Raw genomic sequence first — 12786 nt, forward strand, 5'->3', positions numbered from 1 at the left:
TTATGAAGTATCAATCATTAATCAACCTAGTGCTTGCTGGTAGCTTATTCTCTACTGGCAGTACTTATGTTGTGGCAGAACAAACAGTTGTCATAAAAAATACCCACAGTGAAATGTCAGATAAACAATTACTAAAAACACGTCTAGCGAAGCTAGAGCATTTTTCAGCAGCTTTTGCTCAACAAGTTAGTGATGGTGCAGGTACCGAACTGCAACGTACAACAGGTAAACTTGCAGTACAAAAACCTAATTTAGTGTATTGGCATACGAAGCAACCCGAAGAATCGTTGATTGTCTCTGACGGTGAATCATTGTGGCTATTTGATCCTTTTATTGAGCAAGCCACCGCTTATAGTTTACAAGATTCTATTGCCAACACACCCATTTTGTTACTGACCAGTGATGATGACCAACTATGGGCTCAATATCAGGTAATTAAGCAGTCTGATATGCATTTTACGCTATCTTCTATTGACGATAATGCCCAAGTACAATCTCTTTCGATTACCTTTGAACCAACATCCGTCAATATTAAACAATTCACGATTACTGACGCCACGGGGCAAGTAAGTGATATAGTTCTGTCAGAGGTGGATAGTCAGAGTAAAATAGACGCGGAACTCTTTCAATTTAAAGTGCCTGAAGGTGTGTATTTAGATGACCAACGCTAATGGCGAGTTAGCGCTCGGCTTTGACGATAAAATACATGAATTTCAGCCGCTAGCAGCACAGCTTCGTCCTCGTACTTTGGATGAATATGTCGGCCAGCAACATATTCTCGCTCCGCGAATGCCACTTCATCAAGCTATTGGCCAAGGTAAGTGTCATTCTTTAATTTTTTGGGGGCCGCCAGGGACAGGTAAAACGACCTTAGCTGAAATTATTGCAACTCATGCAAATGCAGATATCGCTAGAGTTTCTGCGGTCACGAGTGGGATAAAAGAAATTAGACAAGCTATTGATGATGCAAAAGCGAGAGCCATTCATCAGCATAAACGTACTATTTTATTTGTTGATGAAGTTCATCGATTTAATAAAAGCCAGCAAGACGCCTTTTTACCCTTCATTGAAGACGGTACTATTATTTTTATTGGCGCTACAACAGAAAACCCAGCCTTTGAACTCAATAAAGCCATTTTATCACGGGCGCGCGTATACAACTTAAAAAAACTGTCTGAGCAGGAACTTTCATTAGTGTTATCACGTGCGTTAGCACATATTTTACAAACAAAAACATTGTCAGTCTCATTACCCGAAAAATCAGCAAAACAACTTGTACTATTAGCAGATGGTGATGCGCGAAGGTTATTAAACTTGCTTGAAAACTGTATTGATCTAGCTGAGCCAAATAAAAATACAATTGAGATCACTCTAGCTACCATAAAACAAGTTGCTGGTAATAAAATTGCGTTATATGACAAAGGTGGCGATGCCTTTTATGATTTGATCAGCGCATTTCATAAATCGGTACGAGGATCAGACCCTGATGCAGCCTTGTATTGGTATGCTCGTATTCTAACTGGCGGTGGTGATGCGTTATATGTGGCAAGAAGATTACTGGCGATAGCAAGTGAAGATATTGGAAACGCCGATCCAAGAGCAATGCAGTTAGCAATTAATGCCTGGGATACCTTTCAACGAGTGGGTCCAGCTGAAGGTGAACGAGCAATCGCTCAAGCTACCGTATATATGGCTTTAGCACCAAAAAGCAATGCAGTATATTCCGCGTTTAAACAAGCATTATCGTTGGCTAAAGAAACCAGCTCATTAGATGTTCCTTTACACTTAAAAAATTCAACCAGTAGCATTACCAAAGAGCTTGGTCACGGGCAAGAATATCGCTACGCGCATAATGAGCCGAACGCATTTGCTGCCGGAGAGAATTATTTTCCACCTGAAATTTGCCATACGAGTTTTTATCAACCTACTGATCGTGGTTTAGAAAAGCAATTAAAAGATAAGTTAGCATTTTTACAACAATTAAACGGGCAGTCAGATGACCAGCGCTATTAATCAAGTCACCTTATACGCATTAGTTGCATTAGGTGGTGCCGCTGGTGCAAGTTTCCGATTTTTTCTTTCGCAATTAATCTTTAATTGGTTAGGAAAGGGATTCCCTTTTGCCACGTTGGCGGTTAATATTTCCGGTTCGTTGATCATGGGCACTTTATACGGTTTAATAGAACAAGGTGTCATCGAAGTGAGCGTTTATCGCACACTTATCGGAATTGGTTTTTTAGGAGCCTTCACAACATTTTCAACATTTTCGCTCGATACCTTGCTCTTAATGCAACAAGGCGAAATAATGAAAGCCATAATCAATGTACTACTTAATGTCAGCTTATGTATATTAGCAGCTGGTTTAGGTATGTATTTAGTTACTCTTTTACACAAATAAACTTTAGACGTGAATGAACAATGCTTGATGCAAAATATTTAAGAACAGACGTAGCGGCAACAGCAGCTATATTAGCAAAACGTGGTTTTACTTTAGATACCGCTTTATTAACGCAGTTAGAAGAACAACGTAAAGCGATACAAGTCAAAACACAAGAATTACAAAGTCAACGCAATACCCGTTCTAAGTCCATTGGCCAAGCAAAAGCTCGCGGCGAAGACATTCAGCCTTTATTAGCAGAGGTTGGTAAACTTGGCGATGAACTAGAAGCGGCGAAACAAGAGCAAGAAAAGGTATTGGCGCAAATTAATGACATTGCTTCTGCGATACCTAATTTAACTGATGAATCAGTACCTATGGGTGAAAGTGAAGACGATAATATTGAGGTTCGCAAATGGGGAACCCCTAAGACGTTCGAATTTGATGTTAAAGATCATGTTGATTTAGCAACTGCACTTGATAAAGGCTTAGATTTTGAAAGTGGTGCAAAGCTTGCCGGTACACGTTTCGCTGTCATGCGTGGCGGTATTGCAAAGTTACACCGTGCATTAGCACAATTTATGTTAGACGTGCATACTGAAGAACATGGCTACGAAGAAATGTATGTACCTTACTTAGTTAATCATGACTCATTATATGGAACAGGGCAGTTACCTAAATTTGGTGAAGACTTATTCCATACTGATTTAGCATCAAGACAATTTTCATTGATCCCAACAGCTGAAGTACCACTTACTAATTTAGTTCGTGATGAAATAGTCGACGAAAATACCTTGCCGATTAAAATGTGTGCCCATACACCTTGTTTTCGAAGTGAAGCGGGATCATCAGGTCGCGATATTCGTGGTTTGATCCGTCAACATCAATTCGATAAAGTTGAAATGGTGCAACTTGTAAAACCTTCTGAGTCTATGAAAGCGTTAGACGAATTAACCGGCCATGCTGAAAAGATACTGGAAAAACTAGGTTTACCTTTTCGCACAGTCGTTTTATGTACAGGAGACATTGGTTTTAGTGCGACGAAAACCTTTGACATTGAAGTGTGGTTACCGGCTCAAAATACGTATCGTGAAATTTCTTCGTGTTCAAATATGGGAGATTTCCAAGCACGTAGAATGCAAGCACGTTTTCGTAATAGTGAAACCAATAAGCCTGAATTGTTGCATTCATTAAATGGCTCTGGGTTAGCGGTTGGACGTACACTGGTAGCGGTACTTGAAAACTATCAACAAGCTGACGGCAGCATTGAAATACCAGAAGTGCTGCGCCCATACATGAAAGGCGCAACCAAAATCGGCTAAGAGATACTTTATAAAAGGGGTCAGGTACAATTTATTAAATGTACCTGACCCCTTTTTTGCTTTTAAAGAAATTATGTTACAGCATACAAGGTCTACTTAAGCCTAACACATATTTGGTTGGAGTTTTTTTTGAAAAGTATAGCTATACAAATTATTGTATTTTTTCTTATTTTTCAGTTTTTGTCGTTTATCAAGCAAATTGATATGCTTTCTACTGATACCTCGATGGCATCGGAGCAATTTGTACTTGAAACAACAATAGGGCAAACAGTTTCGTTAACTCCTACCAAAAAAACAGTACTTTATTTCTTTGCTCCTTGGTGCAGTGTTTGCCACGCAAGTATTGGCAACCTTCAAGCCGTTTATGAAAAAAATCCACATATCGATGTTATTGCAATTGGTTTAGACTTCATCGAACAAGAGGAAGTTGATCGTTTTGTCAGTCGTCATCAACTAACGTTCCCCGTTGCATACGGTAATGAATCTATTAAAAAAGCATACAAAGTGCTCGGATATCCAAGTTATTACATTATAGATGAACAAAATACTGTTATTTCTAAATCAATGGGATATTCAACGGAAATAGGTCTTTATATTAGATCACTTTAGTTCTTCTGATCTTACGCTTGATTGTGTACACTTAGGGTTTCATAAAATCAACAAAGCTAAATCGAACGATGCACATTTCTTCACATTTCGATAGCGGAAACATTGACGTTATTGATGCCACCAATATTAAAGATATTAAGTTGGCAATAAAAAAAGATAATCATTCTGAGTTTTATCAATGGTTTCATTTCAACGTTCATAATAATGAACATACCGAACATATTTTTCATATTACCAATGCAGGCCAAGCAGCTTATGTTGAAGGCTGGCAAGATTACCAAGCCGTAGCCTCCTATGACCGAGAGCATTGGTTCCGTGTACCAACCCAATTTGATGGGCAAAATTTAACCATCACCTTTACTCCAGAATTTGATAGCACATATTTTGCGTATTTTGCTCCATATAGTTATGACCGACACCAGTCATTAATACATAACGCACAATTGAGCGACGCCTGTCAGTTACAGTTACTTGGTCATACGCTTGATGGCCGAGATATTAGTGTTTTAAAAGTAGGGCAAGAAGCAGAAGGTAAGCCAGTTATCTGGTTAACCGCTCGCCAACATCCTGGCGAAACCATGGCTGAATGGTTCATGGAAGGCTTTATAGAACGACTGCTCGACATTGATGATGGTGTAGCTGTTAGTCTATTAAATACCGCTGTTTTTTATCTTGTACCAAATATGAATCCTGATGGTTCAGTTAGAGGACATTTAAGAACGAACGCTGCAGGGGTAAACCTAAATCGTGAATGGGACAACCCAACGATGGAAAATAGCCCAGAAGTATACCTAGTCCGTGAAAAAATGCTGGCTACCGGCGTTGATATGCACTTAGATATACATGGTGACGAAGCCCTACCTTATAACTTCGTTGCAGGTGGTGAAGGCATTCCGTCATACGATGAGCGATTAGCAAAATTAGAAAACTCCTTTAAAGATATCTTGCTTGCTATTACACCTGAGTTTCAAGATGATAAAGGTTACGAAAAAGATGAACCTGGAAAAGCGAACTTAAGCTTAGGATCTAACTGGGTGGGTGAGCAATTTAATTGTTTAGCATACACACTAGAAATGCCTTTTAAAGATAATATATTGCTACCAGATACAGAAATGGGCTGGTCAGATAACCGTAGTAGAATATTGGGTAAAGATGTATTAACGGCTATCTATCATCTTGTTGATGATTTAAGATAATAAAAATTTAATAATTATAATAATTTCAGGAGTTTGCAGTGGAACAATTTGTTAATACGCTTAACAGTTACATTTGGAGTTCTTACCTTATCTATTTATGTTTAGGTGCGGGTATTTTCTTTTCAGTGTTAACACGTTTTGCACAGATACGCCATTTTAGAGAAATGTGGCGCTTATTAATGTCAGGGAAAAGTTCAGAAAAAGGGATCTCGTCTTTCCAGGCACTGGCAGTATCCTTATCTGGTCGCGTGGGAACTGGTAATATTGCCGGTGTTGCAGCGGCTATAGGTTTTGGCGGGCCAGGTGCTGTATTTTGGATGTGGGTTGTTGCCTTCTTAGGCGCTGCGACTGCATATGTTGAGTCAACTAGCGCGCAAATTTTCAAAGAAGAAGAAAACGGCGTTTATCGTGGTGGTCCAGCTTATTACTTTGAAAAAGCGATGGGGCAAAAATGGTACGCTTGGATATTTGCGTTAGCGACAATTGTTGCATGTGGCTTATTGCTCCCTGTTGTGCAATCGAATGGTATCGGTGATTCACTCGTTAATGTATTTGGCGAAGGTGGCACGGTTAACTCATTCATGGGCGAATTACCATTAACGAAAGTATATGCCGCGGTATTTATTGTATTAATGCTTGGTTTCATTATTTTTGGTGGTGTTAAGCGTATAGCAAGTTTCACACAGATTGTTGTCCCGTTCATGGCATTAGCCTACATATTAATTGCATGTTCAATTATTGCGTTAAATATTGATATGTTACCTGGCATTTTTATGAGTATTATTTCTGATGCTTTTACACCAATGGCTGGCTTTGGTGCTGCAATTGGTTGGGGGGTAAAACGTGGTGTTTACTCAAATGAAGCAGGTCAAGGAACAGGTCCTCATGCTGCAGCTGCAGCTGAAGTTGATCACCCAGCACAGCAAGGCTTAGTACAAGCATTTTCAGTTTATATAGATACATTGTTTGTTTGTTCTGCAACGGCCTTTATGATCTTAATTACTCAACAGTACAATGTTATGCCGGAAGGTAGCAGTGTGTTTATCGTACAAAATGTTTCAGCAGATGTTGTGATTAATGGCCCTGGTTTTACTCAGTTAGCAGTTGATAGCGTGCTTCAAGGCATTGGTAAACCGTTTATTGCTTTAGCATTGTTTTTCTTCGCATTTACTACGGTACTTGCTTATTACTTCATTGCTGAAAACAATGTGTCATATATTAATCGCACCGTTAAAATGCCTGCACTGCGTTTTCTATTAAAAGTCGTTATTATGTGCGCTGTATTTTATGGTACCGTCGCTGAACCAAATGCTGCTTGGGGAATGGGTGATATAGGTGTAGGCTTGATGGCATGGCTTAATATTGTTGGTATAATCATTATTTTCTTTATGTCTAAACCTGCGATAAAGGCATTAAGAGATTACGAAAGACAGCAAAAAGAGGGTGTAGAAAAATATACCTTTGATCCAAAAGCACTTGACATCAAAAATGCTGAATTTTGGGAAAATAGAAAGTAATTGTTTATTCGCTTAAAATTAGTAAGATAATTAAAAATAAAAAACGCCTTTCGGGGCGTTTTTTTGTAGAATACCTTAGATTAAATATAGGGAGTAGAAAATGGCTGTAATCAACTGCCCACAGTGTAATAAAAAAATTTCTGATAAAGCAAAAGTTTGTCCTCATTGCGCTTTAGAGCTAGAAGACTTTGATCAAGAAAAATTTGCTACTATGCAAAAGATAAATTTTATCAAAAAATCCCAGCGGATAACGACATACTCGTTCATCGCAATGTTACTGTTTTGTGGTGGTTTTTTATATTATTACTCGCAAAATGTTCAATTGGGTACTACTGAGTTTTACATCTCTGTTGGCGCCGTTATCATCGGCTTTTTTATGTACATCGCAACACGTATACAACTAATTTTGCTAAAAAGAAGAAGAAAGTAATCATGGATATTTTGACGGCTGTAGAGAGTATGCCATTTGAAATGTACGAACGACTCAGATATGCCGCAGAAACAGGTAAGTGGCCTGAAGGTAATCTTGTAGACGATGCGCAACGAAAATCTGCATTACAACTTTCAATGGCATATCAAGCAAAGCATCTTAATTCTGGTGAAATGTTATCTGTTGGGGCTGATGGTCAAATTATCAATAAAACAAAGCGCCAATTAAAAGAAGAGTTTACTGGGTATTCACCACAAGAAATTCAATCTTGTGATAAAAGCGAGTTAGAAATTGCTAGGTTTAAAACACAATGATATTTGATCGGTTTTTCAAAGCGAATTGGCAACATAAAAATGCTAATGTACGCATACAAGCAATAGAAAATGAATTAAGTGTTGATAATGACACGGAACATGACATTCTAAATACACTTATTCAGCAAGATCCAAGTGACCTAGTCAGACGAACAGCTTTACTTAAAATAGATAATATTTTTGTGTATCTAGCTGCTGCACATGATAATGATATGGCATCGATACGTAAGTTTTCTCAAGCACAACTTGAGAAACAACTTATGGGGTCGTCTTCAAACGCGTTATCTATCGAATGCAAACATCAACTTATTAATGATGTTCGTATGAATAAAGGCATCTTGGAGCATTGGTTAAAAACTGAATCTGATCCAGAGATGATCAATACACTTTTTAAACGTATAGATAAGCCACAATTACTTACCTCTGTGTTTAAACATCATCAGCAGCCTAAAATACAACAAGCGTTACTTGATGATAAATTAACCATTGAACAACTAGAAAAACTGGTTAAGTATTCTTGTACCGAAGGTATTGAGCAAAAGATTGCTTTACGTATATCAACACTAAAAGCTCAGCAAGAGCTCCCCAATAAACTCGAAAAGTCTTGCCAATTATTGTTATCAAAATATTTAGCCCTTAAAGATGAAAAAGAATATCAACTACTTCTTGATAAACAACATGACTACGATGGTCAATGGTTAACTTTAAGAGCACAGTTTGATTGTTTATCTTCAGCGAAACAAGAAGTATTGGCTGCTAAATACCAAGAAATCAGCCAACAAGTAATACATGCACAACGTGCGAATGCAGAAGCATTTGAGCAGCAGAAAATAATCAAACAACAAGAGTTAAATCGCATTGCAGAGCACAAAGCGTTTTCAGAAGCAGTTCAAACATTAAAAAATCAGCTTCATGATGTTATTTTAAATGAAAACACTGAACAAGTTGAAGAAATTACACAGCAAACAGCGTTGTTAATTACTGAATTAAAAAGCAGTCAATTATCGATTAATCAACAAAAAACCTTGCAACAAAATTTACAAGTGATTAGCCAAAGGTTAGACAGAATTTCAGACATTATTGAAGCCAACGCACAGGCAACACAGCTAATAGCATCGTTCTCACAAAAGGCAGTGCCTGAATCTATTATGCAATACGATGCGCTTGTGCCGCAATATTATGATTGGCTAGCTAACTGGAAAAAATGTTATCAACAGGCATCTGATTATCTACCTGATTATGTCACAGAAGCTTATCAAGAAATTAATACTAAATGGCAACAAGCAATTGCGCCGTTTAAAAAACAACGTGAATCTGACTTTAGACATACACAACGAAAACTGAACGATACAAAGCACTTGATCCACATAGGTAAATACAATGCTGCTTTTGGTGTTTTTAAAGGTGCCAAAACGATGTTCGAAAAGTTACAGGAGAAGCAACAAGCTCGTTTATCAAAATTATATTTAACTGTTGAAGAGCAATTAGCCGAGCTAAATGATTGGGAACATTATGTTTCAACCCCTAAAAAGCAAGCACTATTATCAGACGTTGAACAACTGGCAAAACAACCTTTAGATAATCCAAAAGCACAAGCTGATAAAGTGAAAATGTTTCGTCAACAATGGAATAGTTTAGGGCATGCTGATGACACGCTAGAACAAGCATTAAATACAAAATTTAATGAATATTGTGAGCTTGCATTCGAGCCATGCCGTACATATTTTGCAGAGCAAGAAGCGATAAGAGAAAGAAACTACGCTGCGCGACTAAGTTTCATTGAACAAGCTAAGCAATTAGTCAGTGCAACAGATTTAAACGCTGAAATAGATAAAGCCGTTGCAAGCTCATTACGCACATTAATGCAAAAATGGCGTCAAGCTGGTCAAGTAGAGCGAGCAAAATACAAGCAATTAAACAGTGAATTTAACCGTGTAGTTTCACCTTTAAATCAAGCATTAAGTTCACAATATCAGAACAATGAACATGCCAAATTAACGTTGATTGCTAAAGCCAAAGAGTTGCAAAACTTAGCGGATATAAATCAAGCGGCTAATGAAGCAAAATCTTTACAGAATTCATGGAAAAAAATTGGCTTTAGTGGTCACGATGCAGAAAATAAATTATGGCAACAGTTTAGGCAAGTAAACGATGAAATATTTGCACGCAAATCTGCTGACAATGCCCAAGCTGATGAACAAGCTAAACAACAAGTTAATCAGATTAAGGAGCAAGTTGAAGCTATCGTTCACCACTGTAGTAACGAAATTACATCTATAACCGCCGGTATAAAACAACTTACATTGTTGGCTGAAGAGTCTAAGCAACAAAATATTGCTAAAAAAGTAAGTACTTCAATAGAGAGTGCTATTACTCAATTAACAAAGCAACGTGAAAAAATTAAAGAGCACCAACAACAGGAACATTGGCAAGTAGTATTTGAATTGCTAACGGCTATTGCCAAAGGTGAAGAAATGCCTAACAACACTTTTGAGACATTGACTAATAGTTGGAAAAAGAAAATAACAACTTGCGTGACTGCAACTGAACGCGACAATGAACAGCGTTTAGAAAAAACGTTTGCTATTGAAGTGCTGGCTGATCTCGATTCAGCAGAAGCTGATGCGAGTCAAAAATTACAAGCTCAAGTTGCGCTTATGCAAGCAAAAATGACATTAAAAAATATGACTGACATTGAGCTGTTATTTAGCCAATGGTTGTCACTTGGAAAACTAATTGAAGAAGATGTTCCACTATTAACTCGTATCAAGCCAGCTTTTTTAAATAGCAGCACATTCAATACTGATTAAATAACTTGCCTTCCCATTGAACTCTTATTTTCCTGCTATAGTTAAAAAGAGTTTAAAGGGGAGATAGCATGAAATTGTTTTTACTCTTTTTCATCGGGCTGATTCATTTTAGTTGTTTTGCCATTAATGTTACTTTCGTAAACCCTTCAGTACCTGGCACACCATTTTGGGATAGAGTGACTGCCGTAGCAAAAGCTGCGGCAGAAGACCTTTCTATTAACCTTACAATTGTTTACGGTAAAGATAACCGCATCTATAATTTTAAAGCCATCGAACAAGTAATTGCGGCAGATAACAAACCAGATTATCTTATTTTCATGCCCTATGATGGCAATGCCGTTAATACATTTGAGCGCCTCGAACATGCTAAAATTCCATTTGTGACCATCGAACGAACCTTAAAAACACATGAACAAGCAATGATCGGCTTTCCCCAGCAAAAATTTTCTTATTGGCTTGGAGAAGTGTTTCACGACAATGTGTTTGCAGGGCGATTACTCGCTGATGAGCTGATAAAAGCAGCAAAGAAACAACAGCCAAACAAAAACATTGTCGCAATAGGTTTAGCGGGAAGTTTTAGTGGTGAGTCGAACGAACGCACACAAGGATTAGAATTAGCAATTGCAGAAACTGACTTTGTATCTTTAGTCCAAGTTGTACCTGCTATTTGGAGTAGGGAACGAAGTAGAAATATTATCTTTCAACTCAATGCTAGATTTGGTCATATAGATATCGCATGGGCTGCTTCTGATGGTATGGCATTGGGGGTTTTAGATTCAATTGATAGTGGTTACAAAGGCTTAAATACTAACATGATTATTGGTGGGGTAGACTGGACAGAAGAAGGTTTGAAAGAAATTGAAAATGGGCGTATTGCGGCTAGCGTTGGAGGTCATTTCATGCAAACAGCCTGGGCGCTTATTAAGCTTTACGATCACCATAATGGCAAATCTTTTTTTAAACCAGGCGACCTCGGCAAAACCTACGATCTCGAAGCAATAACACGTGATAATATTGAACAATACAAAGTATTAACTAACAAGGTAGACTGGCGGCAGGTAGATTTTTCTCTGTTTTCGTTAGTCAATAATGAAAAGACAAGTTATGACTTCTCTTTTCATCATATTTTAACTTCATTGCACCAGTAGTTTCACGTATTAGTATGGTTACTATTTTATTAATATGGGTGAATTAATCACTTAATTCACCACGTAGGTTTTTAATGAATAAACCTTTAATTTGCTCGTTCGTTAATGATTGACTTAACAAGTAATGTAATTTTGTTAGCGTTGCTTCTAATGTCATGTCTTGTCCACTGATAACTCCGCATCGACTTAAAGCTGATCCCGTTGCATATCCTTCCATGTTCACTCGACCTTTAATACATTGACTACAATTAACCACAATAATGCCTCGTTCATTGGCATCAGAAAGTAGGGCTAGTAAGCGCTCATCTTGTGGAGCATTACCTACGCCATAACTTCGAACAATAAGTGCTCTTACTGGTTGTTGTATCACATTGGCGATTAACTCATGACTGATACCCGGGTATAAATGTACAACACCGATAGGCTGAGGAGTGATCCTTGTCATCTTTACTGTATCTGTAGATCCAGAGGCAATGCTACCGGCGACAATTTTTATGTTTATCCCAGCCTCTAGTAAAGGAGGCATATTAGGGGAATCAAAAGCATTAAAGCCATCAGCGTAAGCTTTTATAGCGCGGTTTCCTCTAAACAACCGGTTATTGAAAAACAAGCCGACTTCATTAATCGGGTAGTTTGCTGCAATGTAAAGGGCATTCAAAAGATTCACTTGTCCATCTGAACGTAATTGACTGAACGGAATTTGTGAACCAGTGACAATAACGGGCTTTGATAAATTTTCAAACATGAAAGATAAAGCGGAGCTAGTATAGGCCATGGTGTCAGTACCGTGTAAGACAACAAAACCATCATATTCTTGATATTTCTCTGCAATATCATCAGCTATACGTTGCCAATCACTTGGTGTCATATTCGATGAATCGATTAAAGGATGGTATTCTTTTAAAGTGAATTCTGGCATTTCCTCACGATAAAATTCAGGCATATTTTGAATAGACTCTATTAAATGCCCTTTAGCGGGTATATAACCTTGTTCACTTGTCTTCATACCAATGGTGCCGCCAGTATAGGCGATATAAATTTTTTTCTTCATAATGTTGAGTGC

At 37.9% G+C, this 12786-nt stretch carries 12 protein-coding genes; 11 read left to right on the top strand and 1 reads right to left on the bottom strand.

The window, feature by feature from the left end:
* The first annotated feature begins 2 nt into the window (after positions 1-2).
* From lolA to QUE72_RS09480, 11 genes are all read left to right on the top strand, one after another.
* On the top strand, positions 3-671 hold the full coding sequence (gene lolA / locus QUE72_RS09430) for an outer membrane lipoprotein chaperone LolA (protein WP_286268651.1): 669 nt from the start codon (positions 3-5) through the stop codon (positions 669-671).
* Entirely contained in the window at positions 658-2013 is a 1356-nt protein-coding gene (locus tag QUE72_RS09435) for a replication-associated recombination protein A (protein ID WP_286268652.1), read from the top strand. Before lolA ends, QUE72_RS09435 begins: the two co-directional genes overlap by 14 nt.
* On the top strand, positions 1997-2398 hold the full coding sequence (gene crcB / locus QUE72_RS09440) for a fluoride efflux transporter CrcB (protein ID WP_139302610.1): 402 nt from the start codon (positions 1997-1999) through the stop codon (positions 2396-2398). Before QUE72_RS09435 ends, crcB begins: the two co-directional genes overlap by 17 nt.
* A gap of 20 nt (positions 2399-2418) precedes the next feature.
* Positions 2419-3699 (top strand): serine--tRNA ligase, encoded by a 1281-nt coding sequence (gene serS, locus QUE72_RS09445; protein ID WP_074498972.1) that lies wholly within the window; start codon positions 2419-2421, stop codon positions 3697-3699.
* A 129-nt stretch (positions 3700-3828) separates the two neighbouring features.
* Positions 3829-4308, top strand: a complete 480-nt coding sequence (locus QUE72_RS09450; protein WP_286268655.1) for a peroxiredoxin family protein — start codon at positions 3829-3831, stop codon at positions 4306-4308.
* Positions 4309-4376: 68 nt separating this feature from the next.
* Positions 4377-5504 (top strand): M14 family metallopeptidase, encoded by a 1128-nt coding sequence (locus QUE72_RS09455; RefSeq protein ID WP_074498970.1) that lies wholly within the window; start codon positions 4377-4379, stop codon positions 5502-5504.
* 38 nt (positions 5505-5542) lie between these two features.
* Complete coding sequence (locus QUE72_RS09460) at positions 5543-7021, top strand: alanine/glycine:cation symporter family protein (protein ID WP_074498969.1); 1479 nt, start codon at positions 5543-5545, stop codon at positions 7019-7021.
* A gap of 100 nt (positions 7022-7121) precedes the next feature.
* Complete coding sequence (locus QUE72_RS09465) at positions 7122-7451, top strand: zinc ribbon domain-containing protein (RefSeq protein ID WP_286268656.1); 330 nt, start codon at positions 7122-7124, stop codon at positions 7449-7451.
* Positions 7452-7453: 2 nt separating this feature from the next.
* A complete protein-coding gene (locus QUE72_RS09470; RefSeq protein ID WP_286268658.1) occupies positions 7454-7765 on the top strand; it encodes a YeaC family protein in 312 nt (103 codons plus the stop codon).
* Positions 7762-10575 (top strand): DUF349 domain-containing protein, encoded by a 2814-nt coding sequence (locus QUE72_RS09475; protein ID WP_286268660.1) that lies wholly within the window; start codon positions 7762-7764, stop codon positions 10573-10575. Before QUE72_RS09470 ends, QUE72_RS09475 begins: the two co-directional genes overlap by 4 nt.
* A gap of 68 nt (positions 10576-10643) precedes the next feature.
* Positions 10644-11723: an ABC transporter substrate-binding protein gene (locus tag QUE72_RS09480; protein WP_286268661.1), complete on the top strand. Its 1080-nt coding sequence runs from the start codon at positions 10644-10646 to the stop codon at positions 11721-11723.
* A gap of 43 nt (positions 11724-11766) precedes the next feature.
* Here QUE72_RS09480 and ansA read toward each other — a convergent pair whose 3' ends face one another.
* On the bottom strand, positions 11767-12774 hold the full coding sequence (ansA, locus tag QUE72_RS09485) for an asparaginase (protein WP_217693825.1): 1008 nt from the start codon (positions 12772-12774) through the stop codon (positions 11767-11769).
* Positions 12775-12786 lie beyond the last annotated feature (12 nt).

Origin of the sequence: Thalassotalea hakodatensis (assembly GCF_030295995.1) — a bacterium.
GTDB lineage: Bacteria > Pseudomonadota > Gammaproteobacteria > Enterobacterales > Alteromonadaceae > Thalassotalea_C > Thalassotalea_C hakodatensis.

Excerpts from the sequence above, each read along its gene's own strand:
- lolA (WP_286268651.1), top strand. The coding sequence starts at position 3 with ATGAAGTATCAATCATTAATCAACCTAGTGCTTGCTGGTAGCTTATTC.
- QUE72_RS09465 (WP_286268656.1), top strand. The coding sequence starts at position 7,122 with ATGGCTGTAATCAACTGCCCACAGTGTAATAAAAAAATTTCTGATAAA.
- QUE72_RS09455 (WP_074498970.1), top strand. The coding sequence starts at position 4,377 with ATGCACATTTCTTCACATTTCGATAGCGGAAACATTGACGTTATTGAT.
- crcB (WP_139302610.1), top strand. The coding sequence starts at position 1,997 with ATGACCAGCGCTATTAATCAAGTCACCTTATACGCATTAGTTGCATTA.
- serS (WP_074498972.1), top strand. The coding sequence starts at position 2,419 with ATGCTTGATGCAAAATATTTAAGAACAGACGTAGCGGCAACAGCAGCT.
- QUE72_RS09470 (WP_286268658.1), top strand. The coding sequence starts at position 7,454 with ATGGATATTTTGACGGCTGTAGAGAGTATGCCATTTGAAATGTACGAA.
- QUE72_RS09475 (WP_286268660.1), top strand. The coding sequence starts at position 7,762 with ATGATATTTGATCGGTTTTTCAAAGCGAATTGGCAACATAAAAATGCT.
- QUE72_RS09480 (WP_286268661.1), top strand. The coding sequence starts at position 10,644 with ATGAAATTGTTTTTACTCTTTTTCATCGGGCTGATTCATTTTAGTTGT.
- ansA (WP_217693825.1), bottom strand. The coding sequence starts at position 12,774 with ATGAAGAAAAAAATTTATATCGCCTATACTGGCGGCACCATTGGTATG.
- QUE72_RS09435 (WP_286268652.1), top strand. The coding sequence starts at position 658 with ATGACCAACGCTAATGGCGAGTTAGCGCTCGGCTTTGACGATAAAATA.